The sequence below is a fragment of the Kitasatospora sp. NPDC034035 genome (assembly GCF_055575755.1).
Genome location: NZ_JBVISA010000044.1, coordinates 39368 through 65834, shown reverse-complemented (window position 1 = coordinate 65834; position 26467 = coordinate 39368). Strand labels below are relative to the sequence as shown.

Sequence of the window (26467 nt, the reverse complement as noted above, 5' to 3'; positions counted from 1 at the left end):
CCGGCGCCACCGTCGCCACCCACCTCTTCAACGCCATGCCCGGCATCGCCCACCGCGCCCCCGGCCCCATCGTCGCCCTCCTCGAGGACGAGCGGATCACCGTCGAACTCATCAACGACGGCGTCCACCTGCACCCCTCCGTCCTCGACCTCGCCTACGGCACCGCCGGCCCCGCCCGCGTCGCCCTGATCACCGACGCCATGGGCGCCGCCGGCATGGGCGACGGCCTCTACCCCCTCGGCCCCCTCCAGGTCGAAGTCAAGGACGGCGTCGCCCGGCTGGTCGAGGGCGGCTCGATCGCCGGCTCGACCCTCACCCTGGACGTGGCGTTCAAGCGCTCGGTGACGGTCAACGGCCTGACCCTCCGCCAGGCCGTCGAGTCGCTGTCCGCCACCCCGGCCCGGCTGCTCGGCTTGAGCGACTCCATCGGCACGCTGGAGACCGGCAAGCTCGCCGACCTCGTCGTGGTCGACTCCGAGAGCCTCGACCTGGTCGCCGTGATGCGCCGCGGCCGCTGGGTCCTCGGCGGCGAGAGGTTCTCCACCGTCAAGCCCGCCTGAGCGACGCCGACGGCCGCCCTCCCCGACGGGGACGGGCGGCCGTGGTGTGTCCTGCGGAAGGCCGGATCAGCCGTTGGGCTCGATGATGATCTGGTCGATCAGGATGGGCCCGGAGGGCGCCGTGAAGGTGACCGAGTTCGCCCCGGCCTGGAACTGCGGGAGTATCCAGGTGGTGAACCAGTTCGACGACGGGTCCTTGCTGCCGGGCGCCCAGTTCTTGTACCCCAGCCCGCTCGGCCAGTCCTTGCCGTTCACCGAGGCCGCGCCCTGCACGAGCGCACCGGTGTTGTTGTAGCGCACGGTCAGCTTGTACGTCCCGGCCGTGGCGACCTCGCCGTTCCAGGTCACCGAGCCGCCCTGCTGGAGCGTCAGGTAGTTGCCGTCCGCCGACTTGGCGCCCTTGACGCTGTTGCCGGACGGCGCGTTCTGCCCCTGCAGCTGGCTCGCGTCCACGGTCGACGGGCCGGAGACGACGGTGGCGCTCGCCGAGGGGGAGCCGCTCGCGGTCGAGGCGGTCGGCCCCGGGGTGGTGGGGCCCGGCGGGGCGGTGGTGGCGGTGCCGCCCTTGGCGGTCTTGTCGCCGTCCGGGTCGCCCGTGGAGAGCGCTATCCCGGCGCCGATCGCGATGGCCGCGACCACCGCGACCGCGCCGATCACCGCGCCCTTGCTCCGGCCACTGCTCGGCCGCTCGTCCCCCGGCTGCGGCCGGGAGTGCTCGGCGTAGCGGGTCTGCTGGGTGGGCGCGGCGCCGTACTCGGGCTGCTGCGGCACGCCGGGCTGACCGTACGGGGCCTGCGGCTGACCGCCCGGGTACCCCTGCTGCGGCATACCCGGCTGGCCGTACGGCTGCTGCTGTTGCTGCTGCTGTGCTCGGGGCGGGTAGCCGTAGCCGTACTGTGCGCGCCCGACCTCCATCGGGCGGTTGTACGACGTCCGGGGAACCCCCTGCTGCGGCTCGGCCGGCTGCCCGGTGGAGCCGTCGGCCGGGCGGTAGAGGTAGCCGAACGGGTCGTCGTCCTGCGGGGCACCGCCCCCCTGGCCCTCGGGCACTCCGTTGCTGCCGGCGGTCGTCACGGTGGTCTGTTCCCCCATCCGGGTGCGCGCCGCCGGGCTGCGGCGCAGATCATGGACGCTGTCGTACCGGGCACCCTACCTGCCGTACCTGACAGCGGGAAAAGAACCCTTGACAACTCGCGGGTAACCCGGCACCCGGGCCGCGCGCGACCGGCGCCAACCGCGTGCGGTCTCAGCCCGCGCGCCGGTGCGAACGCTCGCCGCGCGCCCCGCGCACCGCCCCGCCGCGGGCGCGCTTCTCGTCGTACATCCGCTCGTCGGCGGTGTGCAGCACCTCCTCGATGCTCATCCCGCAGCCGGCCCAGCCGATCCCGAGACTCACCCCGACCCGCATCGCCCGCCCGTCGATCCGCATCGGCGGGATGATCGCGTTGCGCAGCCGGTGGGCGAGGTCCTTGCCCTCCTCCCGGCCGATGCCGTCGGCCAGCACCACGAACTCGTCGCCGCCGAGCCGGGCCACCGTGTCGCCGTCCCGGACGGCCTGGCTCAGCCGCCGGGCGACCTCGACCAGCACCGCGTCGCCCGCGTTGTGGCCGAACCGGTCGTTGATCGACTTGAAGCCGTCCAGGTCGCAGAAGAGCACCGCGAGGCCCTTGTCGGACGCGGCCGCGCCGCCGGAGCGGAACGGGGCGGACCAGACGTCGCCGCCCGGCCCGTGGTCGGCCGGGACCACCGCGTGCACGTGCTCCCCGTAGCCCGGGCCGAGGCCGGGCGGCAGGCCGCCCTCGGGCAGCCCGTAGCCGTGCACCGCCGCAGCGTACGGGTCCGCGCCCTCCAGCCCGTCGTGGGCCGCGTGCGCGCTGTAGGAGTCGGCCGGGTAGCCGTACGGCGGCGGGTAGGCCGCCTCGGCCGGGCCGGCGGCGGCGCCGACCGGCTGCGGCTGGGAGCAGAGCCGGCGGGCCAGCCGGGCCTTGAGCTCGGCGCCGTTGGGCAGGCCGGTGAGCGCGTCGTGGCTGGCCCGGTGGGCGAGCTGGAACTCGTGCCGCTTGCGGTCCTCGATGTCCTCGACGTGGGTGAGCAGGAAGCTGGGCCCCTCGGCCGCGTCCGCCACGATCGAGTTGCGCAGGCAGACCCACTGGTAGCCGCCGTCGCGCCGGGACAGCCGCAGTTCCGCCCGGCCGCTCTCGGCGCTGGTGCGCTCCAGCAGGGCGCGGTCGTCGGGGTGGACGAGGTCGGCGAAGCTCTGCTGGCGCAGCACCGCGCGGGGGCGGCCGAGCAGCCGGCAGAGCGCGTCGTTGACCCGGGTCAGCTGGCCGCGCCCGGCGCCGTGCAGTTCGGTGATGGCCATCCCGCTGGGCGCGTACTCGAAGGCCTGGCGGAAGCTCTCCTCGCTGGCCCGCAGCGCCTGCTGCTCCTTCTCCAGGCGGGCCAGGGCGCGCTGCATCTCGGCCCGCAGCCGGGCGTTGCCGATCGCGATCGAGGCCTGCAGCGAGAACATCTCCAGGGCCTCGCGGGTCCAGGCCCCGGGCCGCTTGCCGCTGCGCGGGCGGTCCACCGAGAGGACGCCGAGCAGGTCGCCGCCGGCGCTGTACATCGGGGCGAGCAGCCCGTCGGCGGGGTGCCAGTCGTTGGCGTACACGGGCAGCGGACTGTCCCCGATCCAGCGCGGGATGTCGCTGGCGACGGCCCAGCCGCGGTCGTACGGCAGGAAGCGCAGGGTGCCCCAGTGGTCGCTGACGCCGAGCAGCCGGTCCCAGGACTCCCGGGAGCCGACCTGGCCGAGCAGCACGGAGGGGCCGCCCATCGGGCTCTCCTCCAGCTCCCAGACGGCCGCCACCACGAGGTCGCCGTCCGGGCGGACCAGACTGACCGCGGCGGCGTCGAAGCCGAGCCCGTGCACCGCGCCCTCGACGACGGCCTGCAGCGTGCCCGCGAGGCTGCGGGCAGCGTTGAGGTCCGCCACGACCCGGTGCAAGGTGCGGAGGGTCGCGAGACGGACGTACGGCTCCGACTCGGCTTCCATGCGGGGGCTCCCCGGCTGCTTCGGATAGTTCTTGATTGGTTATCGTCCGATTGCCAGAAGAACTGAATCACAGGGAGCACAGCGTTCGGCACGCTCGGTCAGCAATAGGCCGCCACTTGTGACTTAAATCACACGACACTAATGCGCCCTTAATCAGTTCATCCGCCCCATAGCTGGACATCAAGCGCTATCGGAACATTTCCCCTGGTCGACCGCATCGGCCGCCGACTGAAGCCGACTGCATCCGGCGGTCCGCCCGCTTCACTCCTGAGGGTGAGTCCGGATCGCGACCGCAACTCCGCCGGTGCGTCGCCGGTCCTACGACCAAGGCCCGATGCCGTTTCCCGCGGGTGACGACTACCGTGCGGTACGTGCACCCGTCCCCGCAGCCCGAAGCTGCCCCCCACGCCACGCCCGACGAGTTCCGGGCAGCACTCTCCCAGCTCGCCGCCGGCGTGAGCCTGGTGACCGTCCACGACCCGGAGGACGGCGAGGACATCGGCATGACCGCCACGTCCTTCCTCTCCGTGTCGCTGGAGCCGCCGCTGGTGCTGATCTCGGTCCGCGAGGACTCCCGGATGGACGAGGTGCTCTCCCGGATCGACACCTGGGCGGTCTCGGTACTGACCGAGGGACAGAGGACGATCGGCTCGCGCTTCGCCATGAAGGGCCGGCTCAGCGACCGGCTGCTGTTCGCGGACACCGCGCACCACCGCGGCCCGCGCACCGGCGCCCCGCTGGTCGAGGGCGCGCTGGCCACCGTCGAGTGCCGCACCGAACAGCGGATACCCGCGGGCGACCACACCCTGCTGCTCGGCCGCGTCCTGGAGGCCGTGGTGCCCGACCCCGGCGGCCGTCCGCTGCTCTACTTCCACGGCGGCTACCGCACCCTGGGCTGAGCTGCCGGCTCCTCGCCACCCCGGGCGGAGCCACTCGCCACCCTGGAGCGGAGCTACTCGCCGCCCCGCGGCGCCCGGCGGCCCTGCTTCACCTCGGAGCGCTGACGCTTGTTGGACAGCCGGCGCTCGACCATCCCCCGGCTCGGCTTCGTCGCCCGCCGGGACTTCGGCGGCGGCGCGCACGCCTCGGTCAGCAGCGCCGACAGCCGGGCCGCGGCCGCCTCCCGGTTGCGCCACTGCGAGCGGAACTCCGAGGCCTGGACCACCAGCACCCGCCCGTCCACCAGCCGCCCGGCCAGCCGCTCCAGGGCACGCTCGCGCCACACCTCGGGCAGCGCCCGGGTGGAGGCCAGGTCGAAGCGCAGCTCGACCTTGGAGTCGGAGGTGTTGACGTGCTGGCCACCGGGGCCGGAGGAACGCGAGAAGCGCCAGACGAGTTCGGCGTCGGGGACGACCACCGACCCCCGTACGCGGATGGGCTCGGGCATGCGCCCATCATCCCGCGCCCGGCCCGCCCGGTCACGCAGTTATTCGCCCCCTCGCCTCCGGGGCGCTCGGACCCGACGTGGGCGGGGGCCGCTCGGGGCGGGGTGGGCCGGTTACCGCCACGCGCCCGGACCCCCGACAATGGCGTACGTGATCGAGCTCGGCTACTCCCTCTCCAACCGCTTCCCCGACCCCCCGCAGACGGACTACCGCACCGCGTCCGTGCACGCCCTGCGGTACGACCTGTTCTGCGGCGACGTCTACCTGGACGCCGAGGGCGCCGAGCTGTCCACCGCCTGGGGCTGGGTGCCGGTGCTCGACTTCGCCTGGGCGCTGTGCGACATCGCCGAGGAGCTGGACCGCGACCCGGACGGCAGCCGGGCCGCCCGGGTGCAGACCGCCGACCTCGACTTCACCCAGAACACCGAGCTGCTGCGCTTCGCCCGCCGCTTCAACTGGGTCGAGGTCACCGCGACCTGGCTGCCGGACGAGCCGCCGGCCGTGATCCGCCACAGCGACCTGCGGCGCGAGGCCCGGGACTTCCTCCAGGACACCCTCGCGGACCTGTTCGACATGCACCCCGACCTGGCCGACAACCCGAACGTCTGGTCGCTGCAGGGCCGGTTCCGCCGGATCTGATGCCTCTCTTTGCCCGGTCTTTGCCCCGGCATTCGCGCCCACGAAGAATTCACTGACCCTACGGAACCAAGCCGCCCCGGTATTGCGTTGTCCCGGGGAAATGCGCAAAGCGAAAGCGCAAGCGAACGAAGGGACAGCAATCGCCATGCCAGTGAGCCTCTCCAAGGGTGGCAACGTCTCGCTGACCAAGGAGGCCCCCGGCCTGTCCGCGGTCACCGTCGGCCTGGGCTGGGACGTCCGCACCACGACCGGCGCCGAATTCGACCTGGACGCCAGCGCGATCGTCCTGAACGCGGACGGCAAGGTGCTGTCCAACGCCCACTTCGTCTTCTTCAACAACACCAGCACGCCGGACAACACCGTCGTGCACACCGGTGACAACCGCACCGGCGAGGGCGCCGGCGACGACGAGTCGATCAACGTCAACCTGGCCGGCCTGCCCGCCGAGGCCGTCAAGATCACCTTCCCGGTCACCATCTACGACGGCACCGCCCGCGGCCAGAGCTTCGGCCAGGTCCGCAACGCCTACATCCGCGTGGTGAACGCCGCCGGCGGCGCCGAGATCGCCCGCTACGACCTCTCCGAGGACGCCGCCACCGAGACCGCGATGATCTTCGGCGAGCTCTACCGCAACGGCGCCGAGTGGAAGTTCCGCGCCGTCGGCCAGGGCTACGCCTCCGGCCTGGCGGGCATCGCCCAGGACTTCGGCGTCCAGATCTGACGCACCCCGCACAGATCTGACGCACCCCCCTGACAGATCTGCCGCACCCTGACAACGCCGCGGCGCGGGAAGTCGGTCCGTCCGACTTCCCGCGCCGCGGCTTTCGTCCACCCGTCTCAGCGCGAGGCGCGCAGCTCCGGCAGCTGGATCAGCTCGGTCTCGTCCTCCGGCGTCAGGTCCACCACGGTCGGCGCGCCCTGCTGCGACACGTTCTGCTGCGGCCGCTCGGCCTGCTGCGGCGCCCGCGCGTCGTCCCGCGCCACGGCCGGCTCCGCCGCCAGGGCCTCGGCCCGGGCCTTCGCGGCCACCGCCTCGTCACCCACCACGTCCGCCAGGTCGGTCCGCTCCCCCAGCTCGGCGACGCTGCCCACCGCCGGCGCCGGGGCCGTCGGGGCCGCCGGGCGGGCCGACGCACCCGCGCCGCGCCCGAAGAAGCTGAACCCCTGCCCGCGCGCCTGCCCGGACTGCGCCGGCCGCGGCCGCTGCCGCTCCGCCGGTGCGGGCGCAGCGGCCCGGACGGCCGGCGTCCCCCCGAGCTGACCGACCGTCGCCGTCAGCGCCGGGCGCACCGGGGCAGGCCGCACCGGCGGCTGGGCCTCCGAGGACCGGGCCTCCGGCGCCGGCACCGCGGGCGCCACCGGGGCGGGCACAGCCACCGGCACGGGCGCCGGCGCGGCCTGGGCGGCCGGGGCGGTACGCGCCCGCAGCGCGACCGCCGCGCCTGCCGTACGCGCCCGCCGTGCCTCCTGCTCCGCCGCACGGCGCTCCAGCAGCCGCAGCACGGCCGCCGCCCGCACGTACGCGGCCGGACTGGCCGGATACTTGGGACGGCTCGCGGCGAGGGCCCGCTGGGCCGCCTCGGCCTCCTTGAGCGCCTGCTCGGCCACCGTGACGGCCCGCTCCCGCAGCAGCCGGGCGATCTCGGTCTCGGCCTTCGCCAGCCGCGACTTCTCCGCTGTCAGCCGCCGCCCGAACCGGGTGGCCCGCTCCTCGGCGACCTCCGCCGCGTACTCGGCCTCTGCCAGCTGCTCCTCGAACCGCTCCTCGGCCCGCATCCGCTGCGCCGCGGACATCTCGGCGGCCGCCCGGGCCGCCTTGTCCCGCTGGCGCAGCAGCAGCGCGAAGCCGAGCGTCGCGATCAGCGCCGCGATGCCCACCGAGCGCACCAGGATGGTGTCCTGACTGAAGAGCAGAGCGGCCAGAGCGGCTACCAGCAGTACGCCGGCGGCGGTGGGGGGAAAGACCCGGCCGAGGACCGAGGAATGACGGTGGCGTCCGCGAGACATGCCAAGAAACTAGCGTGCGAATTGGGGCCCTGTCAGCCCAGGGTCCCCTTCTGCCCTTGACAGGGGGCGGTTTTTACCGCACGTGCCCGGATTCTCACTCAAGATCACGAGGAAGGCCCTGCTCAACGGTGGGACGCCGCCGGGCCGCTCGGACCGTCGTGGTTCTCCGGCAACTTGCAGACGTGCTGGACCCAGAGCGCCGCGGCGATCACCGCGGCCCCCGCCAGCACCGCGAACCCGGCCGTGACGGCCTGATCCTTGCGGGCCGACACGTCCAGTTCCCCCAGCAGGTAGATCCCGGCGCCCGCGTAGATGCCGGTGACCACCGCGGAGACCAGCGCACTGGCCTGCCCCAGCACGAGCGCCCGGGCCGCGAGCAGCGGGTCGACGCCCTTCGCGCCGTGCTGCCGCTCGCGCACCGCCTTCAGCCGGGACCGCAACGACAGCGCGGTCGCCAGCAGGATCACCGCCACCGCCGCCAGCACCACCGGCGCCGCACCCGGCACCGCCGGCAGCGTGCCCAGGGAGGCCCACAGCTTGGAGCCGGCCCAGGACAGCGCCGTCGTGGCGGCGGTGATGCCGATCAGCAGGCGGAGGCGAAGCAGCTTCACTCGGAGGAGGTCCTTCCCGGGGTACCAGAGCCGGCCGCCCGCCCGGTGACCCGACGCGGCGGCGCCAGGCCACCGTACCGGGCCCAGCCGGGCGGACACCCGCGCGAACAGCGGACACCTACTGGTACGGCCGGGCCCCCGATCGAGTTCCGCTGTTGCTCGCCCAGTCGCCAACTCGCCCGCTCGCCAACTCGCCCACTCGCCTCCGAGACGCTCCGACCCGGCGCCGACGGTCGTCGCTCCAAGCCCCTCGTCCCTCGGGCCCCCTCGCTTCTCCCTTTCGACACCGGCGCGCCCCTTCGGCTCGGGGCGGGGAACTCGCCTCCGAGACGCTCCGGGCTGGGTGGCGCCACGAGGCCTACTCCGGCAGCGTCAGCCGGATGTCCTCGCGGCGCTTGACGCCCTGCGCGTCCGGGCCGCCGAGGCCCGCCAGCAGCGCGTCGACCCGCCCGTGCCCGGGCAGCTCGGCCTCCGGCTGCGCGTCCAGCCAGGGGGCGAGCACGAAGGCCCGCTCGTGCGAGCGCGGGTGCGGCAGCAGCAGCTGGGGGTCGTCGCTGAGCTCGCCCTCGTAGGCCAGGATGTCGACGTCCAGGGTGCGCGGGCCCCAGTGGACGGTCCGCACCCGCCCGAAGGCGTCCTCGATCGCGTTGCCGCGCTCCAGCAGGTCCCGCGGGGGAAGCGAGGTGCGCAGCACGACGACCGCGTTGTAGTAGTTGGGCTGCTCCTCGGGGCCGCCGACGGCCTCGGTCTCGTAGACCGCCGAGACGGCCTTGATCCGCAGCCCCGGGGTGTCGGCGAGCGCGTCGACGGCGCCCTGCAGGGTGTCCAGCCGGTTGCCCAGGTTGCTGCCGAGCGCGATCACCGCGCAGCGCTGGCTGTGCAGGGTGGTGTCGGCGGAGTCCACCCGGCTCTCCAGGTCGAACGCGTTCGGCGTGGCGGTCGGGTCGCTGGTGCTCATCGATAGTCCTCTACATCGAGTGCCGGGCGCGCAGCGGCAGTCATGCGCGGCCCCGGTGGATGGTCACGGTCACGTCGTCGAACGGCACGGTGATCGGGGCGTCCGGCTTGTGCACGGTGACCTCGACCTCCTCGACCGCTTCGTGCTTGAGGCACTGGTCGGCGATGCGCTGGGCCAGGGTCTCGATCAGGTCGACCGGTTCCCCGGCGATGATCGCGGTGACCTCCTCGGCCACGATGCCGTAGTGCGCCGTGCGGGTGAGGTCGTCTCCGGACGCGGCGGGGCGGGTGTCCAGGTACAGCACGAGGTCGACCACGAAGGTCTGGCCCTCGACGCGCTCGCGCTCGAAGACGCCGTGGTGGCCCCGGGCACGCAGCCCCCGCAGGGTGACGCGGTCCAGCAAACGAATCACTGCTCCCAGTCGGACGGGCCCCGCCCGGAGAAAGGCATGGACGGGCAGGGCGAAGGCAGGCAGCACGCCCGCCACTCCGTTTCGAATCTACCCGCGAGCACGGACAACGCCTGACCGTCCTACCCGGCGCGAAACGACGCCACGCGCGCCGGAATGGCGATTGACGTGAACGTTCGGTGACCGCTCGGGAATTCCCGGGCGGTGTCCCGCCACGACATTTCCGCAGCCGTCGGAATCAGTCCTCGTCGTCCTCGTCACCGCTGGTCAGAACGGGTGAACCGTGGTGCGACCAGAGCTTCCACCCGGCCGGGGTACGGCGGAACAGATTCGTCGACACGACCTTTCCGCCGACCAGCGGTCCGAGCTCGCCCTCCTCCTCCGCCTCGCCGCCGGACAGAATGTTCTCGGTGCACGTGACAAGGGCCACATCACCGTGGACCTCGGCCTCGACATCGGTCAGGAAGAACTGGATGTACTCCGTGTTCATCATGATCAACATGTACGAACGGGTCACCTGCGCCCGGCCGCGCAGCACCGGCCAGCCGGGGTGCACACAGACCACCCCGCCCTTGTCGTCGGCGTCCGCGGCGCCCAGCCAGGCCTCCTCGACCGCCTCCAGGTCCCCCCGTTCCAGCGCCTCGTAGAGCCTTCGGTTCGCCGCCAGCACGGCCTCCAGGTCCGCCTCGCGGGCCCGCCCGGCCGTTCCGCCGCTCAACCTGCCGTCACCTGTCACAGACCCTCCCTCACCCCAGCCGCGCCGCGCGCTGCCAGGCCGCGACCACCCGGACGGCGTCCGCCGTGCCGGACACGTCGTGCACCCGCACCGCCCAGGCTCCGGCCTGGGCCGACAGCACCGACACCGCGGCCGTCGCGTCGTCGCGCTCCCGGGCCGGGCGCAGTTCCCCGGTTGCCGGGTCGGCGAGCAGCGTACCCAGGAACCGCTTGCGCGAAGCGGCCACGAGGACGGGACGGCCGAGCGCGGTGAGCGCGTCGAGCCGGCCGAGCAGCGCCCAGTTGTGCTCGGCGGTCTTGGCGAAGCCGAGCCCCGGGTCGAGGATCAGCTGGTCCTCCTTGACCCCGGCCGCCAGCAGCGCGTCCACCCGGCCGGCCAGCTCGGCGACCACGTCCCGCACCACGTCGCCGTAGACGGCCAGCCGGTCCATGTCGGCGGACTGCCCGCGCCAGTGCATCACCACGAAGGGCGCGCCGGTCTCGGCGACCACCCGGGCCATCGCCGGGTCGGCCAGCCCGCCGGAGACGTCGTTGACGATCGCGGCACCGGCCTCGACGGCCCGCTCGGCGACCGAGGCGCGCATGGTGTCGACGGAGACCATCACCCCGGCGTCGGCGAGCTCGCGCACCACCGGGATCACCCGGCGCAGCTCCTCCTCCTCGGGCACCCGCTGCGAGCCCGGCCGGGTGGACTCTCCGCCGACGTCCACCAGGTCCGCGCCGCGGGCCCGCAGGGCGAGCCCGTGGGCGATCGCCTTGGCGGGGTCGTGCCAGAGCCCGCCGTCCGAGAAGGAGTCGGGCGTGACGTTGACCACGCCCATCACGGCGCAGCGCTCGAGTCGCGGCAGACCGGCCGGAAGCGAGAAGGACGGCGAATTGCTCATGCCCCCCATTATCGAACAGGGCCGTTGTCGCACGAGGCCCCCGCCGGGGATTCCCGGCGGGGGCCTCGTGCGGCGGCCTCGGCGCCCTCAGGCGGCCTGCGTGGTGCCTCAGGCGGCCTCGGTGACCCCGCGGGTCGACGGGACCGGCATCAGGCCCTCGCGCTGGCGCTTGCGGCCGAAGCGCGGCATGCCGAGGGTGATGAAGGCCTCCGCCTGCATCGCTGCGAAGCCGATCCGCGGCAGGTCCCGGGTGTTCGGGAAGACCAGGAAGCGCGGCTCCCACTCGGGCTGGAACTTGGCGTTGAACTTGTACAGCGACTCGATCTGGAACCAGCGCGACAGGAACACCAGCAGTCCGCGCCAGGCGCGCAGCACCGGGCCGGCGCCGATCCGCTCGCCGCGGGCCAGCGCCGAGCGGAACATCGCGAAGTTGAGCGACACGCGGCGGACGCCCATCGCGGGCACCGCCTGCAGCGCGGCGACGATCAGCAGCTCGTTCAGGCCCGGGTCGGCGGCGCGGTCGCGGCGCATCAGCTCCAGCGAGATGCCGTCCGGCCCCCAGGGCACGAAGTGCAGCACGGCCTTCAGGTCGTCGCCGCTCTCGCCCTCCTCGGGGTCCTTGTGGGCGGTGACCACCACGCAGTCGTCGTCCAGCGGGTCGCCGAAGCGGCCCAGCGCCATCGAGAAGCCGCGCTCGGTGTCCGTGCCGCGCCAGCGGGCGGCGGCGTCGGCGATCCGGTACTTCTCCTCCGAGGTGAGGTCGGAGACCCGGCGCACCTTGCAGGAGTAGCCGTTGCGCTCGATGCGCTTGACCATCTGGCGGACGTTGCGCATGGCCCGGCCGGCGAGCGAGAAGGTGGCGGTGTCGACGATCGCCTCGTCGCCCAGTTCCAGCGCGTCCAGGCCCGCCTCGCGGGTCCAGACCTCGCCGCCGACCTCGCTGCAGCCCATCACGGCGGGCACCCAGGCGTGCTCGCGGGCCTCGGCCATGAACACCTTGATCGCGCCCGGCCAGGCCTCGACGTCGCCGACCGGGTCGCCGGAGGCGAGCATCACACCGGAGACCACCCGGTAGGAGATCGCGGCCTTGCCGGTGGGGGAGAACAGCACGCTCTTGTCGCGGCGCAGCGCGAAGTAGCCGAGCGAGTCGCGCTCGCCGTGCCGCGCCAGCAGCTCGCGGACCTTCTCCTCGTCCTCGGCGGTGAGCTCGGGCTTCGGCTTGCCCGGGCGCAGCGCCAGGTAGGCCGTGGTGAAGGCGGTCAGCAGCCCGAGCCCGCCGAGCAGGTAGGCGACCAGGTCGGACATCCGGATGTTGGTGTAGCGGATCGGGCCCTCGAAGCCGAACAGCCCGTACCCGACGTGCTGAAGGCGCTCGATCAGGCCCGGGTGGCCGATCTCGTACTTGGTCCGGGTGCTCACGATCAGCAGGCCGAGCAGCACGCTGAGGACGCCCATGACGACCAGGTTGACCACCGCCCGCCAGCGGGTGCGCGGGTCGGCCTTGGCGTAGAACTCGCGCTGGTGGACCAGCATCACGGCGAGGACGACCAGCGAGACGACCGCCGGGCCGATCTGGTGCCAGCGCACGATGTGCAGCGCGGCGCTGAGCGGCAGCAGCACGCAGACCACCCGCCAGGCCCGCCGCTTGCGCCGGCGCAGCGCGTGGGCGAGCGGCACCAGCAGGATGCCGACCATCAGCGTGCCGACCGCGGCCAGGCTGGTGGTGCCGCCCGGCAGCTGCCCGGCGAAGGAGTGCATCTTGGTGTGCCTGAGCTTGGGGAACACCGCGCTGGCGATGTTGACCAGCCCGATCAGCAGACAGGCGTAGCCGACCGCCCCCGGGAGCCAGGCCCTCGGAACAGCGGCCGCCTGGGAACGCAGCGTCTGCAGGCCACGGCGACGGCGCGGCGGCTGCTCGGGGCTCGGCTCAACGGACACGGGAACGCTCATGGAAGCTCAGCGTAGAGGCTGCGGGGCGGTGTCCGGTCCCTCCGGGGGAGGACGCGTGATGGACCTTCATGCCTATTCCTTCATCAGGCAATGCGCATACCAAGGACCCGGAAACGGTCGGTAAACCGGGGCCGTGGACGCGCTGCGGGTTGAGCCGGCGGTGGGAGCCGGGGGGCCGCCGCAGCGTGGCACGGCAGGACCCTCCGGGACGCGATACGTACGGTGGACGCCGCATTCTAGGGCGCCGGTTGCCTGCGACTCCCCCCGCCCTTCCGGCTCCGGCCCGGGCGTCCGGACAGCCTAGCTGCGGTGGCCCGACCTGACGGACCGCCAGACGATGAAGCCTGCCCGACAGTGTCCCACCGGAAGGCCGACCACATGGAACTGACCAGCGACGCGCTGGTGAACTCGCTGCTCGCACTCGGCGCAGCGGCCCTGGTCACCACCCTGTGGATCTGGCCCCGGCTGGCACGGCAGCGCCCGCTTCCGGTGCTCGGCCGGCTCGGCCTGCTGACAGTCGTTCAAGCCTCGATCGTGGCCGTGCTCGCGCTGTCGGTGAACAACTCCTTCGGGTTCTACACGTCCTGGAACGACCTGCTCGGCCACAGCGGCGCCAAGCTCGCGCTGACCAGTAACGAGAACCACAAGGGCGGCACCCCGGTCGCCGACGCGCTGATCCAGCCCACCAACGAGGGCGGCCTGGAGACCGTCACCAACCTGCCGAAGGGCACGCCCGAGGAGGTCGGCAAGATCGAGTCGGTCCAGGTCAGCGGCAAGGAGACGGGTTTCTCCGACCAGATGTTCGTCTACCTGCCGCCCGAGTACTTCGACCCGAAGTTCGCCCTGGTCCGCTTCCCCGTCCTGCTGGCCATCGCCGGCTACCCGGGCACGGCGCTGAACCTGGTCAAGGACCTGTCCCTCCCCCAGACCGCGTACGAGCTGCAGCGCTCCGGCAAGATGCCGCCGACCGTCCTGGTGATGGTCCGCCCGGGGGTGGTCCCGTCCCGGGACACCGAGTGCGTGGACGTCCCCGGCGGGCCGCGCACCGAGTCCTGGTTCGCCAAGGACGTGCCCGAGGCCGTCCTCGGCACCTACCGGGTCGGCCGCACGGCCGGCTCCTGGGCCACCTTCGGCTACTCCACCGGGGGCAGCTGCGCGCTGCGCCTGGCGATGCGCTTCCCGAACGTCTTCGGCAGCGCGACCAGCCTGCACGGCGACTTCACCGTGCGCCAGGACGGCTACACCGGCGGCGACCTCTTCAACGGCGACAAGGCGCTGACCCAGCAGCACGACCTCGGCTGGCGGCTGCAGAACCTGCCGGTGCCGACGCTCAACCTGCTGGTGGTCTCCACCCGCAAGGAGTCGGACTATCCGCAGACCGTCCAGTTCGTCGACCAGGCCACCCGGGTCGCGGCGGCCAACCCGCAGTTCAAGGTCGAGTCGCTCTACCTGGACGACGGCGGGCACAACGTCGACAGCTGGATCAAGGAGCTGCCGGCCTCGCTCGAATGGCTGGGCACGCACCTCGGCTAACGCGTGGGAGTGATTACCCGCCGGTCGGCCCGGTCGGCCCGCGGCTCGGGGGAACGTATCGCGGCCGTCCGCCCGCCGCTCCCGGCGGGCGCCGCCCCGGATCCGCACAGGAGGCGCCGTGCTGAGCACCCGCTCGCTCTTCAACGAGATCTACCGGAACGACCAGGCGTACCAGCTGTTCTGCAGCATCGCGGCCGGCGGCGAGGACCAGGGCGGCTGGGAGAACGAGCGGATCACCGCGCTCACCCGGGATCCGGTCCTCGCCCCGAAGGTCGCCCGGCACGGCGCCGACGAGCGCAAGCACGGCCGGATCTTCACCCGGCTGCTGACCAAGCGCGGCCTGCCCAAGGTGGCGGTCCCGGAGGAGGCCGACTACTGCATGCTGCTGGAGCGCCAGGGCATCGGCCTCTCCCACGAACGGCTGAACAGCGACGTCCCGCTGACCGACCGCGAGATCATCACCTACCTCGCGCACAGCCGGGTCACCGAGCAGCGCGCCGCCGAGCAGATGCGCCAGCTGGTCAAGGTGTACGGGGACAACCCCGAGCTCGGCCGGGCGATGCGGATGATCTCCGCCGACGAGGACAACCACCTCGCGTACTGCCACGAGGAGCTGCTGCGGCTGCGGGCCGAGGGCCACGGCCCGTACATCCGGCACACCCTGGAGACCAGCGCCCGGGGCGAGATCCGCACCCACCGGGACGTCGGCCTCGCGGTCACCGCCCGGATGGCCCGGATCCTGCGCTGGCCGCGCTGGCAGCTGGCCCTGGTCACCCTCGGGGTGCACGCGCTCTACCTGTACGACCGCGCCTACGGCTGGCGCCGGATGGTCACGCTACGGATGCCCGAGCGCCGCAACGCACTGGGCACCCCGGCTCCGCAGCACGCGGAGCACGAGGTGCCCTGAGTCGTTTCGCTACCGACCGATGCCCCTGCCGGCCGATGGCCCTATCGACAGATGCCCCTATCGACCGATGATGAGGCTCATCGCCTCGGCCCGGGTGGCCGGGTCGCGCAGCTGGCCGCGCACGCATGAAGTGATCGTCTTGGCGCCGGGCTTGCGGATGCCGCGCATCGACATGCACATGTGCTCGCACTCGATCACCACGATCGCCCCGCGCGGCTCCAGGATCCGCATCAGCGCGTCGGCCACCTGGCTGGTCAACCGTTCCTGCACCTGCGGCCGGCGGGCGTAGACGTCGACCAGCCGAGCGAGCTTGGACAGCCCGGTGATCTTGCCGCTCAGGGACGGGATGTACCCGACGTGCGCCACACCGCGGAACGGCACCAGGTGGTGCTCGCAGACCGAGGTCAGCTCGATGTCCTTGACCAGCACCATCTCGTCGTGGCCGAGGTCGAAGGTGGTGGTGAGGACGTCCTCGGGCTCCTGCCAGAGGCCCGCGAATATCTCCTTGTAGGCACGCGCCACCCGGGCCGGGGTCTCCAGCAGGCCTTCGCGGTCCGGGTCCTCCCCCACGGCCAGCAGCAGCTCGCGGATGGCGTTCTCGGCCCGCTTCTGGTCGAAGGTCCCGACGGCGGGCGGACCGTCGAGCGTCACCGGGTCGATCATGCGGGCCTCGCTTACATATGGGAAGACTCTGGCTGAACAGCACGGATGCCGCGCCTCCAGGGTACAAACCCTGGTGACGCGGCATCCATTCCCTTCCCTACGGGACCGGGATCAGCTCTCGGCCGACGGCTCGGCGGCCGGCAGCGGCGGAAGCTTCACGACGTCCACCGGAGCGGTGTCCCCCACGGCGGCGGCGGCACCGTTGGTGAGCGCCAGCTCCTTCGGGGACTGCACCGGCGGCCGGGTGGACGGCGTGCGGCGGGTGGAACCCGTCCAGGCCGGCCGGGCCGGGCGCTTGACGATCGGCGCGAAGATCTCGGCGATCTGCTCCTTGTTCAGGGTCTCCTTCTCGAGGAGCTCCAGCACCAGGTTGTCGAGCACGTCGCGGTTCTCGACCAGGATCTCCCAGGCCTCGTTGTGCGCGCTCTCGATGAGCTTCTTGACCTCTTCGTCGACCAGCGCGGCGACCTCTTCCGAGTAGTCGCGCTGGTGGCCCATCTCACGGCCCAGGAACGGCTCCGCGTTGTCGGAGCCGAACTTGATCGCGCCCAGACGCTCGGTCATGCCGTACTGGGTGACCATGGCCCGCGCCGTGGCGGTGGCCTTCTCGATGTCGTTCGAGGCGCCGGTGGTCGGGTCGTGGAAGACCAGTTCCTCCGCCGCACGCCCGCCCAGCATGTAGGCCAGCTGGTCGAGCATCTCGTTGCGGGTGGTGGAGTACTTGTCCTCCTCCGGCAGCACCATGGTGTAGCCGAGGGCCCGGCCGCGGGACAGGATGGTGATCTTGTGCACCGGGTCGCTGTACTGGCAGGCCGCCGCGACCAGGGCGTGACCGCCCTCGTGGTACGCGGTGATCTTCTTCTCCTTGTCGGACATGATCCGCGTGCGCTTCTGCGGACCCGCCACGACGCGGTCGATCGCCTCGTCCAGGATGTTGTTGTCGATCAGCTTCTTGTCCGAACGGGCGGTCAGCAGCGCCGCCTCGTTGAGGACGTTCGACAGGTCGGCGCCGGTGAAGCCGGGGGTGCGCTTGGCGACGGCCGACAGGTCGACGTCGGGCGCGATCGGCTTGCCCTTCTGGTGCACCTTGAGGATGTCCAGCCGGCCCTGGAGGTCGGGACGCTCCACCGCGATCTGGCGGTCGAAGCGGCCCGGGCGCAGCAGCGCCGGGTCCAGGATGTCGGGGCGGTTGGTCGCGGCGATCAGGATCACGCCGCCCTTGACGTCGAAGCCGTCCATCTCGACCAGCAGCTGGTTGAGGGTCTGCTCGCGCTCGTCGTGGCCGCCGCCGAGGCCCGCACCGCGGTGCCGGCCGACGGCGTCGATCTCGTCGACGAAGACGATCGCCGGGGCGTTCGCCTTGGCCTGCTCGAAGAGGTCGCGGACGCGGCTGGCGCCGACACCCACGAACATCTCGACGAAGTCCGAGCCGGAGATGGAGTAGAACGGCACCCCGGCCTCGCCCGCGACGGCACGCGCCAGCAGGGTCTTGCCGGTACCGGGCGGGCCGTAGAGCAGCACACCCTTGGGGATCTTGGCGCCGACGGCCTGGAACTTGGCCGGCTCCTGCAGGAACTCCTTGATCTCGTGGAGCTCCTCGACCGCCTCGTCGGCGCCCGCGACGTCGGAGAAGGTGGTCTTCGGGGTGTCCTTGGTGAGCAGCTTGGCCTTGGACTTGCCGAACTGCATGACGCGGGAGCCGCCGCCCTGCATCTGGTTCATCAGGAACAGGAAGACCAGGACGATGATCACGATCGGCAGCATCGACAGCAGCAGGCTGACGAAGGTGCTCTGCTTCTCCGGGCTGACGGTGTAGCCCTCGGCGAGCGTGCTCGAGTCCTTGTCGTTGATCTGGGCCTGAAGCTTGTCGGCGATCGCGACACCCTGGTCGCCGATGTACGAGGCCTGGAACTTGGCACCGGACGGGGTCTTGCCCGTACCGGCGTTGGGCAGCGTTGCGCCGTCCTTCAGCTGGATCTTGATCGTGTTCGAGTCACCGGTGGTGATCTGCGCCGACTTGACGTTGTGCGCGTCGATCGCTGCGACGACCTGACCGGTGTCCACCGTCTTGTAGCCGTTCGAGTCCGAAACGACCTGCATCAACACGATGACGGCGAGGACGGCCAGCACGATCCACATGATCGGCGCACGGAAGTATCGCTTGACGTCCATCCATGCGGGGCGTTGCCGCCCCGTCCCTCCTGCCACTCAACGGCGCCGCGTGGCTGTGGGCCGCCGGCGCATCCGAATTGGTGCTCATGTGAAGAGCGGTTTAATGGACCGTACCGCAGTCGGACCCACCCATGGCGGGAGCACGGCGACACGGCTGTTGTTCTTTGTCCCCCCGGTCCAACGGGCGGGAACGGCCTACTGTTCCCGCCCATAGCCCGAACGGCGCTCTCAGCCGCCGTAGACGTGCGGAGCGAGGGTGCCGATGAAGGGGAGGTTACGCAGCTTCTCCGCGTAGTCCAGGCCGTAGCCGACCACGAACTCGTTCGGAATGTCGAAGCCGACGTACTTCACGTCGATCTCGACCTTGGCCGCGTCCGGCTTGCGCAGCAGGGTGCAGACCTCGAGCGAGGCCGGGCCGCGCGAACCCAGGTTGCCCAGCAGCCAGGACAGCGTCAGGCCGGAGTCGATGATGTCCTCGACGATCAGGACGTCACGGCCGGCGATGTCGGTGTCCAGGTCCTTCAGGATCCGCACCACGCCGGAGGACTTGGTGCCCATCCCGTAGGACGAGACGGCCATCCAGTCCATGGTGACCTGCGAGTGCAGGGCCCGGGCCAGGTCGGCCATGACCATCACGGCACCCTTGAGGACGCCGACGATCAGCAGATCCTTGCCTGCGTAGTCCCGGTCGATACGCTCTGCCAGCTCGAGGAGCTTGGCATCGATCTCGTCCTTGCTGATGAGCACCTTCGCGAGGTCAGCGCCCATGTCGTTCTGGTCCACCGGGGATACGTCCTCAAACGTTCGGGGTCTGTGTGGCCGGCGGCCGGCTGCCCCGAGGCATGCCCAGCCCGTCAGTCGCCCTGCCGCCGAAAGACCAGCGTGCCACACCTGCGGGTGGCCTCGACGCCCCCGGGTAGGTGCAGCGGCCCCTGGCCGCGCCATCCGGTGACCAGCAGGTCGATCGTCTCCAGGTGCCGGGCGAACAGGTCCCCGGCCGGACAGCCCGCGCGCAGCGCGGCCCGGCGCAGCACCCGACGGCGCACGGCCGACGGCAGTTCGGCCAGTTTCACGGCGTCCAGGGCGCCCTCGCCCGTACGGAGGTCGCGTTCCGCCAAAGAGGCCCACTGGTCGAGGGCGTCGGCGTCGTCGCGGAACAGCCGGGCGGTACGGGCCAGCGCCTCGACCACGCCGCCGCCCAGGTGCTTCTCCAGCACCGGCAGCACCTCGTGGCGGACCCGGGAGCGGGTGTAGGCGGGATCACAGTTGTGCGGGTCGTCCCAGACCGGGATCGACTGGGCGGAACAGGCCTGCCGGGTGGCAGCCCGGTCCAGTTCCAGCAGCGGACGGCGGTAGCGGCCCTTCTGGGCCGGCATCCCGGCCAGCGAACGGGCGCCCGAACCGCGGGCCAGGCCCAGCAGCACGGTCTCGGCCTGGTCGTCCCGGGTGTGGCCGAGCAGCACGGCGATGGCGCCGTGGCGCTCGGCGGCCTCGTCCAGGGCCGCGTAGCGGGCGTCCCGGGCGGCCGCCTCCGGGCCGCCGGCGCGCCCGACGCGCACCGGGACCGCCTCGACCGGGTCGAGGCCGAGCGAGCGCAGCCGGTCGGCCACCTGGTCGGCGCGCTCGGCGGAGCCGGGCTGCAGGCCGTGGTCGACGGTGACGGCGCCGACCCGCAGGCCGATCTTGGGGGCCTCGAAGGCGGCGGCGATGGCCAGCGCCATCGAGTCCGCGCCGCCGCTGACGGCGACCAGGACCAGCGGCGAACCGGGCGCGGCCGGGGTGCGGGGCAGTCCGGACGGGTGGCGCGCGGCGTTGCCGATCAGGGTGGTGCCGACGGCGGCACCCACCAGCGGCGCACCGGCGGGGCGCTCGCGGGGCTGGCGCACCGGCGCGGTGAAGGTGGAACCGGCCTCGGCGGCGAGGTCGGAGAGCGTGCGGCGAACGGCCAGGCGTATCGCGGCGACGGCGGGGTGAGGGCCCACGGCGGACGACTCCTCGACAGGGGGGACAGGACTGCGGCGGGCGGCGGGAACCGCACACCATCTGTGATCGCCCTGTTACCGGGCGCTCACAGATGGTGGCAGAAAGGAGCGACCCGCTACGCCACCCGCGCCACCGGTACGACCACCGTCCCACGTTCGGGTGAATGAAGAAACGCTTCTTCACTCGCCATTTGCCCGATTGGACCACTCGTACGAGCGGGTTTGACCGCCGCGCGCCGCTTGCCGCCCGGCTCGCGGCGCGTCCGCGTCACGCTGCGGCCGCTCAGCGGGCCACCCGGGCCACCCACGCGGCCGGGTCGTGGATCTCCTCCTTGGTCGGCAGGGTGTTCGGGGAGGTCCACACCCGGTTGAACCCCTCCATGCCGACCTGCTCCACCACCCCGCGCACGAACACCGCGCCGTCCTGGTACTGGCGCAGCTTGGCGTCCATGCCCAGCAGCCGGCGCAGCAGCAGGTCCAGGCGGTTCGCACCGCGGTCCCGGCGCTGCTGGAACTTCTCCCGGATCTCCGCGACCGTCGGCACCACGGCCGGGCCCACGCCGTCCATCACCACGTCCGCGTGGCCCTCCAGCAGCGACATCACGGCCGTCAACCGGCCGAGGATCTCGCGCTGCGCGGGCGACTGGACGATCTCCAGCAGATTCGACGAGGACGAACCCTCCCGGCCGCCGACACCCGGCAGCCCGCCGAGCGAACCCGCCGCCTCCCGCAACCGGTCCAGCAGCGCGCCCGGGTCGACGTCCGTCTCCGCGAGGAAGGCCTGCACCTCGGACTGGATGTGGTCACGCAGCCACGGCACCGCCGTGAACTGCGTCCGGTGCGTCTCCTCGTGCAGACAGACCCAGAGCCGGAAGTCGGACGGATCGACGTCCAGCTCCCGCTCGACGTGCACGATGTTCGGCGCCACCAGCAGCAGCCGGCCCGGCCCGGGGCCCTCCGGCCCCAGCCGCGGCTTGTCGAACAACGCCGCCGGACTGTCCGGCGCCTCCAGCGAAGGCTCCGCCGGGGCGAAGGTCTCGTACTGGCCCAGCACCTTGGTCGCCAGGAACGCCAGCAGCGCCCCGACCTCGATGCCGGTCGCCTTCTCCCCCACCGTGCCGAGCATCCCGGCCGCCGCGCTGTTCGCCCGGCGCGCCTGCAACTTCTCCACCAGCGGCTGGACCACCGTACGGAAGCCCGCCACATTGGCCCGCACCCACCCGGGGCGGTCCACCACCAGCACCGGCGTCGCCGCGGCCTGGGCCAGGCTCGACGACCGCATACCGGTGAACGCCCGTACGTGCTCCTCCGCCGCCAAGGCGTGCCGGCGCAGCTCGGCGACCACCGCCGCCGCCTCCGCCCGGCTCACCTCCGGCCCCGGCCGGACCAGCCTGGTCGCAGTTGCGACCGCGAGGTTCCAGTCGACCATGTCAGCACCGCCACTCGCGCTCGTCATGCCCTCACCGTACGTGCTGCCCCCCACCAACGGCAGCCACCCGCACGGAACACCTCTCCCCCGGCATCCCGCGAAACGACCTCCCCGCACCGGCCCCGACCCCACCGGCACCCCGCGACACGGCTTCCCCGCATCGTCGCCGTCCACACCGGCACCCCAACTCCGCTGCGGCCGGGGACCCGTGGCGCTCCAGCGGCAGCCGCGGATGCCGGACCGGCCACGGCGGCGCCGGGGACGGCCGGGTCAGTGGCAGCCGCAGCCGGCGAGGCGGGCGGCGATGCGGTCCATGGCGGCGCGGGCCGTGTCGGCGGGGGCGGGGGTGCGGGTCATGACGGCGAAGACGAGGAGGCGGCCGTCGGCGTCGACGACGGTGCCGGCGAGGGTGTTGACGCCGCTGAGGGTGCCGGTCTTGGCGCGGATCAGGCCGGCCGCGTCGGCGGCGCCGGAGCCGGCGCCGTAGCGCTTGCCGAGGGTGCCGGTGAAGCCGGCGACCGGGAGGCCGGTGAGGACCGGGCGCAGGGCGGGGTGCTGCTCGGAGGCGGCCAGGCAGAGGAGGCGGACCAGGACGGCGGGCGGGATCGCATTGCCCAGGTGCAGGCCGCTGCCGTCGTTGAGGACCACGTCACCCGTCGGCACGCCGAGCCGGGTGAGCTCCTGGGTGACGGCGGCGGCCGCCCCCTCGAAGCTGGCCGACTGGTGGGCGGCGAGGGCGGCCTGGCGGGCGACCGCCTCGGCGAGCTGGTTGTCGGAGGTGGTCAGCAGGCGCTCGACCAGCCGGTCGATCGTGGGCGAGTCGACCCGGCCGAGGACGGGCGCGTCGGCGGCGGCCGGGGCGGCGGCGGGCGTGGCCTTGCCCTCCACGGTGACGCCCTGGGCCTTGAGCAGGGCGGCGAAGGCCTCGGCGGCCGCGCCGGCCGGGTCGGCGACGCGGTTCGGCGCGTCGTCCCGGCTCTTCGGGTCCACCTTGGCCTCGTCCAGCATCAGCGGGACGACCAGGGCGATGTTCTGCCCGTCGTGGTTCCTGTGCCGCGGGTCGCCCGCGTACATCGACAGGTCGTAGTCCAGCTTGACCGTGGTGGTGCCGGCGGCCGCGAGGGCGGCGGCGGTCTGCCGGGCCAGGGCGTCCAGGGAGGCGGGGGCGGTGTCGGCGTCGGCGGGCTGTCCGCCGATCTGCACCTGGTCGGCGGGCAGCGCGGTGAGCGTCGGGTCGCCGCCGCCGACCAGGGTGATCGTGCCCGGGTCGGCGCCGCGGACCACCCTGGTGCTCAGCCGGGTGTCGCCGGGGATCAGGGACAGGGCCGCGATCGAGGTGGCCAGTTTGGTGGTGGAGGCGGGGGTGGCCGGGGTGTTCTCCCCGGAGCCGTACAGGAGTCGGCCGGCGGCAGCGTCCGCGACGGCGAAGGTGACATCGCCGAGGTTGCGGTCGGCGAGAGCGGCGACGAGGGCCTGCTGGAGGCCCTGGGTGGTGGGGACGGCGGCTTCCGGGCCGTCCTCGGCGGCGGCCAGGACGGCGCCCGGCGCGGGGACCGGGCGTGCGGCGGGCGAGTCGCTGCCGCCGGTGGCGGTCGGGGCGGCGGCGGGCGGCCCGGACCGGCGGGTGGGCGTGGCGTTCGGGCTGTCACCCGGCTTGGGCGTGGCGACGCCCTTCCCGTGGTCGTCCTTCTTGGCGTCGTGGCCGTCCCGGCCGCCGTCGCGGTCGTCGCCCTCGCCGTGCCCGGTGCTGTGCCCGCCCGGGGTCGGGGATGGCTGCGCATACGCACCATCCGGGGTCAGCACCGTTCCGGCGACCAGCAGCGCCACGCCGAGCAGCCCCGCGGCCGTCCCCCTGCGGCGGCGAGCCGCCCCTCCCCCAGCTCCCACCGACCGGCCCCTTTCCGAAGCACTCACTCCCGTAGGAGACACTTGGATTCTGTCAGTCCCTACCTTGGAGGAACCGTTGGAGTTCGACGTCCTTATCGAAATCCCTAAGGGCTCTCGTAACAAGTACGAGGTCGACCACGAGACCGGTCGTCTGCGGCTCGACCGGATGCTCTTCACCTCGACCCGCTACCCGGCCGACTACGGCTACGTCGAGGGCACGCTCGGCGAGGACGGCGACCCGCTGGACGCCCTGGTCATCCTGGACGAGCCGACCTTCCCGGGCTGCCTCATCAAGTGCCGCGCCATCGGCATGTTCCACATGACCGACGAGGCCGGCGGCGACGACAAGCTGCTCTGCGTCCCGGCGACCGACCCGCGCTGGGAGCACCTGCGCGACATCCACCACGTGTCGGAGTTCGACCGCCTGGAGATCCAGCACTTCTTCGAGGTCTACAAGGACCTGGAGCCCGGCAAGTCCGTCGAGGGCGCCGACTGGGTCGGCCGCGCCGAGGCCGAGGCCGAGGTCACCGCTTCGATCAAGCGCCTGGCGGAGCAGGGCGGCCACTGAGCCGTCGTTCCGATCTCGTTCGATCAGGGTGGTTCGAGGTAGGTCGGGACAGCCTGGGGCCGGGGTTCGCGGATTCGTCCGCGGGCCCCGGCCTCTGTCGTGCGGCGGTCCCTTCGTGCAGCGACCTCTGTCGTGCAGCCGGTCAGTCCTCCAGCCGGAAGCCGAGCTTGATGCAGACCTGGTAGTGCTTGATCCGGCCGTCCTCCAGATGCCCCCGGACCTGCGACACCTCGAACCAGTCGAGGTTGCGCAGCGTCCGGGCCGCCCGCTCCACCCCGTTGCGGATCGCGGCGTCGACGCTCTCGGTCGAGGACCCGACGATCTCGGTCACCCGGTACACATGGTCGGTCATGGCGGACTCCCTCAGCTGTGCGACGGCCCCCGGTCCACCGTGCACCGCCCCCGCGCCGACCGCACCCCGAGCAACGGCCGGCGGCCGCCCGACGAGGGCCTAGAACACCGCCCGCACCTGCCCGACCGGTGCGCCACCGCCGAGCAGGGGGACCGTGCCGATCCGCTCGACGGTCTCGTCCGCTCCGGTCACCCCGAGCCGGCGCAGGGCGGCCGCCAGGACCGGGCCGCGGGCGCGCTCGCCGCCGTCGTCGATCTTGAAGGCCAGCGCCCGCCCGTCCGGCAGCGCCACGACCTGGACGGCCTCGGCGCCCATCTTGGACAGTGCGCCCGGGATCGCCCGCATCAGCCAGGTGTCGGCCCGGCGGGTGCCGGCCACGTACTCGGGGTGGGCGCGCATCGCGTCGGCCACCCGGCGCGGCGCGGTCGCCGTGGCGGCCAGCACCAGGCCGCGGTAGCCGCGGGCCAGGCCGGTCAGGGTGACGGCAAGCAGCGGGGCTCCGCAGCCGTCGACGCCGGCGTGCGCGGGGGTCTCGCCGGTGCCCTCCTCCAGGGCCTCGCGGGCCAGCCGCTGGATCGGGTGGGCGGGGTCGAGGTAGCTCGCGGTGTCCCAGCCGTTGGCCACGCAGGCGGCGAGCCAGCCGGCGTGCTTGCCGGAGCAGTCCATCAGGATCGGGGCGCGGTGGCCGCCGGAGCCGAGCAGCAGCTCGGCCTCGGTCTCGTCCAGCGGCAGGTCGGCCGGGGTGCGCAGGGCCGCCTCGTCGAGCCCGGCGGAGCCGAGGATGGCCCGCACACCGGCGAGGTGAAACGATTCTGCGGAGTGACTGGAGGCCGCCAGCGCCAGCAGCTCGCCCTCCAACGCCAGCCCGGCCCGCAGCGTGGCCACCGCCTGGAACGGCTTGGCGGTCGACCGCGGGAAGACCGGCGCGTCCGGATCGCCCAGCGCGAACTCGACCGAGCCGTCGGCGGCGAGCAGCACCAGGGAACCGTGGTGGTGGCCCTCGACGAAGCCGGATCGTATGACCTCGGCGAGCACGGGCACGGTGGCGAGCTGGGACATCGGGGTTGAGCCTTCCGGGGCGAGGGTGAGCCGGGAACGAACCCGGGCCCACACCCGCCCGCAGCGACTCACCCGGTCAGAGCGGCCCCCCTGCGAGCAGGTCGTCGACCCGTGCTTCCCCATCACGGTACCTGCGGGTGATCTCGGCATTGCAACCGTCGGCCGTGCGCAGCAGCCGCTGGCGCCGCCCGGACACCTCCCGCTCGTGCGCCCGCAGCCGCTCCAGGGCGGCCAGCAACTCCTCGGCCGGGTGCGCGGCCAGGTCGGCCAGCTGGACGTCTCCCATCAGCGCGTCCGCCTCCAGGCCGGACTCCCGGGTGCTCGGCGGGCCGAGGGTGACGTGCCGGGCCGAGCGCCGCACCGTGGAGGGCGCGTCGGTCAGGATGGCCGGGAGCCGGTCCAGCAGGTCGCCGGAGACCAGGTCGGGGCCGGACACACCGACCGCCCGGACCGGGCCCACGCCGGGGCGCCGGTCGAGCTCGGCGCGCAGGATGTCCATCCGCCCGTGCAGCAGCCGCCGCAGGTAGGACAGGTCGGCCTCCTGCTCCAGGGTCTCCCGGCGCAGCACCCGCAGCTGATCCAGGCCCAGCCGCTCCAGATCGGGCTCGCCCTCCGCGCCCGCCACCGGACCGTGGGGGGGCCCGGGGGGCCGCCCCCCCCGACCCGGGCCGTGCCACGCGGCGCTGACCACGTTCACCCACCAAAAAACCGCCAGCGGTCGCCGCTCGCCGCTTGGGGGT

The 26467-nt window shown here is 72.8% G+C and carries 26 protein-coding genes; 7 read left to right on the top strand and 19 right to left on the bottom strand.

Annotated elements, in window-relative coordinates; genetic code table 11:
* Nucleotides 1-560 (top strand): amidohydrolase family protein (locus ACZ52J_RS38375; RefSeq protein ID WP_465625536.1); only part of this gene is annotated, 560 nt, incomplete at its 5' end.
* Between the two features lie 66 nt (nt 561-626).
* Here ACZ52J_RS38375 and ACZ52J_RS38370 read toward each other — a convergent pair.
* Both ACZ52J_RS38370 and ACZ52J_RS38365 read right to left on the bottom strand, forming a co-directional pair.
* Nucleotides 627-1634 (bottom strand): carbohydrate-binding protein, encoded by a 1008-nt coding sequence (locus ACZ52J_RS38370; protein ID WP_465625535.1) that lies wholly within the window; start codon nt 1632-1634, stop codon nt 627-629.
* A 172-nt stretch (nt 1635-1806) separates the two neighbouring features.
* Entirely contained in the window at nt 1807-3597 is a 1791-nt protein-coding gene (locus ACZ52J_RS38365) for a GGDEF domain-containing protein (RefSeq protein WP_360506772.1), read from the bottom strand.
* 371 nt (nt 3598-3968) lie between these two features.
* On the opposite strand from ACZ52J_RS38365, the gene ACZ52J_RS38360 reads away from it, so the two are divergent.
* On the top strand, nt 3969-4496 hold the full coding sequence (locus ACZ52J_RS38360; RefSeq protein WP_360506774.1) for a flavin reductase family protein: 528 nt from the start codon (nt 3969-3971) through the stop codon (nt 4494-4496).
* Between the two features lie 53 nt (nt 4497-4549).
* On the opposite strand, the gene arfB is transcribed toward ACZ52J_RS38360, so the two are convergent.
* Nucleotides 4550-4984: an alternative ribosome rescue aminoacyl-tRNA hydrolase ArfB gene (arfB, locus tag ACZ52J_RS38355; RefSeq protein ID WP_465625533.1), complete on the bottom strand. Its 435-nt coding sequence runs from the start codon at nt 4982-4984 to the stop codon at nt 4550-4552.
* Nucleotides 4985-5123: 139 nt separating this feature from the next.
* Between arfB and ACZ52J_RS38350 the strand changes: the two genes are divergently transcribed.
* Together ACZ52J_RS38350 and ACZ52J_RS38345 are read left to right on the top strand one after the other, a co-directional pair.
* On the top strand, nt 5124-5621 hold the full coding sequence (locus ACZ52J_RS38350; protein ID WP_396290297.1) for a hypothetical protein: 498 nt from the start codon (nt 5124-5126) through the stop codon (nt 5619-5621).
* A gap of 145 nt (nt 5622-5766) precedes the next feature.
* Entirely contained in the window at nt 5767-6342 is a 576-nt protein-coding gene (locus ACZ52J_RS38345) for a TerD family protein (protein ID WP_465625532.1), read from the top strand.
* A 116-nt stretch (nt 6343-6458) separates the two neighbouring features.
* On the opposite strand, the gene ACZ52J_RS38340 is transcribed toward ACZ52J_RS38345, so the two are convergent.
* The 7 genes from ACZ52J_RS38340 to ACZ52J_RS38310 all read right to left on the bottom strand — a co-directional run bounded on the left by ACZ52J_RS38340 (nt 6459) and on the right by ACZ52J_RS38310 (nt 13175).
* Nucleotides 6459-7628 (bottom strand): hypothetical protein, encoded by a 1170-nt coding sequence (locus ACZ52J_RS38340; RefSeq protein ID WP_465625530.1) that lies wholly within the window; start codon nt 7626-7628, stop codon nt 6459-6461.
* 122 nt (nt 7629-7750) lie between these two features.
* Nucleotides 7751-8239: a DUF3180 domain-containing protein gene (locus tag ACZ52J_RS38335; protein WP_360506788.1), complete on the bottom strand. Its 489-nt coding sequence runs from the start codon at nt 8237-8239 to the stop codon at nt 7751-7753.
* Between the two features lie 358 nt (nt 8240-8597).
* Nucleotides 8598-9197 (bottom strand): 2-amino-4-hydroxy-6-hydroxymethyldihydropteridine diphosphokinase, encoded by a 600-nt coding sequence (gene folK / locus ACZ52J_RS38330; protein ID WP_360506791.1) that lies wholly within the window; start codon nt 9195-9197, stop codon nt 8598-8600.
* A 40-nt stretch (nt 9198-9237) separates the two neighbouring features.
* Nucleotides 9238-9597, bottom strand: coding sequence for a dihydroneopterin aldolase (folB, locus tag ACZ52J_RS38325; protein WP_030059580.1), 360 nt, complete (start codon nt 9595-9597; stop codon nt 9238-9240).
* A 247-nt stretch (nt 9598-9844) separates the two neighbouring features.
* Complete coding sequence (locus tag ACZ52J_RS38320; RefSeq protein ID WP_360506794.1) at nt 9845-10324, bottom strand: nuclear transport factor 2 family protein; 480 nt, start codon at nt 10322-10324, stop codon at nt 9845-9847.
* 28 nt (nt 10325-10352) lie between these two features.
* Complete coding sequence (gene folP / locus ACZ52J_RS38315) at nt 10353-11234, bottom strand: dihydropteroate synthase (protein ID WP_465625529.1); 882 nt, start codon at nt 11232-11234, stop codon at nt 10353-10355.
* A gap of 99 nt (nt 11235-11333) precedes the next feature.
* Nucleotides 11334-13175 (bottom strand): phosphatidylglycerol lysyltransferase domain-containing protein, encoded by a 1842-nt coding sequence (locus ACZ52J_RS38310; protein WP_465625528.1) that lies wholly within the window; start codon nt 13173-13175, stop codon nt 11334-11336.
* A gap of 378 nt (nt 13176-13553) precedes the next feature.
* On the opposite strand from ACZ52J_RS38310, the gene ACZ52J_RS38305 reads away from it, so the two are divergent.
* Nucleotides 13554-14708, top strand: a complete 1155-nt coding sequence (locus ACZ52J_RS38305) for an alpha/beta hydrolase (protein ID WP_465625527.1) — start codon at nt 13554-13556, stop codon at nt 14706-14708.
* 118 nt (nt 14709-14826) lie between these two features.
* Nucleotides 14827-15615 (top strand): ferritin-like domain-containing protein, encoded by a 789-nt coding sequence (locus ACZ52J_RS38300; protein WP_360506806.1) that lies wholly within the window; start codon nt 14827-14829, stop codon nt 15613-15615.
* Nucleotides 15616-15672: 57 nt separating this feature from the next.
* Here the strand turns inward: ACZ52J_RS38300 and folE are convergent, their stop codons facing one another.
* The 6 genes from folE to dacB form a co-directional block, all read right to left on the bottom strand.
* Nucleotides 15673-16278, bottom strand: a complete 606-nt coding sequence (gene folE / locus ACZ52J_RS38295) for a GTP cyclohydrolase I FolE (RefSeq protein ID WP_465625526.1) — start codon at nt 16276-16278, stop codon at nt 15673-15675.
* A 111-nt stretch (nt 16279-16389) separates the two neighbouring features.
* Complete coding sequence (gene ftsH / locus ACZ52J_RS38290; protein ID WP_465625525.1) at nt 16390-18450, bottom strand: ATP-dependent zinc metalloprotease FtsH; 2061 nt, start codon at nt 18448-18450, stop codon at nt 16390-16392.
* Nucleotides 18451-18678: 228 nt separating this feature from the next.
* Nucleotides 18679-19233: a hypoxanthine phosphoribosyltransferase gene (hpt, locus tag ACZ52J_RS38285; protein WP_030059589.1), complete on the bottom strand. Its 555-nt coding sequence runs from the start codon at nt 19231-19233 to the stop codon at nt 18679-18681.
* Between the two features lie 71 nt (nt 19234-19304).
* Nucleotides 19305-20432 carry a tRNA lysidine(34) synthetase TilS gene (gene tilS, locus ACZ52J_RS38280; RefSeq protein WP_360506815.1) on the bottom strand — a complete coding sequence of 376 codons (1128 nt, stop codon included), beginning with the start codon at nt 20430-20432 and terminating at the stop codon, nt 19305-19307.
* 283 nt (nt 20433-20715) lie between these two features.
* Entirely contained in the window at nt 20716-21888 is a 1173-nt protein-coding gene (locus tag ACZ52J_RS38275; RefSeq protein WP_465625523.1) for a zinc-dependent metalloprotease, read from the bottom strand.
* A gap of 243 nt (nt 21889-22131) precedes the next feature.
* Nucleotides 22132-23748, bottom strand: coding sequence for a D-alanyl-D-alanine carboxypeptidase/D-alanyl-D-alanine endopeptidase (gene dacB / locus ACZ52J_RS38270; protein WP_465625522.1), 1617 nt, complete (start codon nt 23746-23748; stop codon nt 22132-22134).
* A 76-nt stretch (nt 23749-23824) separates the two neighbouring features.
* Between dacB and ACZ52J_RS38265 the strand changes: the two genes are divergently transcribed.
* A complete protein-coding gene (locus ACZ52J_RS38265; RefSeq protein WP_188300447.1) occupies nt 23825-24316 on the top strand; it encodes an inorganic diphosphatase in 492 nt (163 codons plus the stop codon).
* Nucleotides 24317-24458: 142 nt separating this feature from the next.
* Here the strand turns inward: ACZ52J_RS38265 and ACZ52J_RS38260 are convergent, their stop codons facing one another.
* The 3 genes from ACZ52J_RS38260 to ACZ52J_RS38250 form a co-directional block, all read right to left on the bottom strand.
* Nucleotides 24459-24668: a dodecin gene (locus ACZ52J_RS38260; RefSeq protein ID WP_360506821.1), complete on the bottom strand. Its 210-nt coding sequence runs from the start codon at nt 24666-24668 to the stop codon at nt 24459-24461.
* A gap of 99 nt (nt 24669-24767) precedes the next feature.
* Nucleotides 24768-25727, bottom strand: a complete 960-nt coding sequence (locus ACZ52J_RS38255; RefSeq protein WP_465625521.1) for an asparaginase — start codon at nt 25725-25727, stop codon at nt 24768-24770.
* A gap of 76 nt (nt 25728-25803) precedes the next feature.
* Nucleotides 25804-26352, bottom strand: a complete 549-nt coding sequence (locus ACZ52J_RS38250) for an RsiG family protein (protein WP_465625520.1) — start codon at nt 26350-26352, stop codon at nt 25804-25806.
* Nucleotides 26353-26467: the final 115 nt, after the last annotated feature.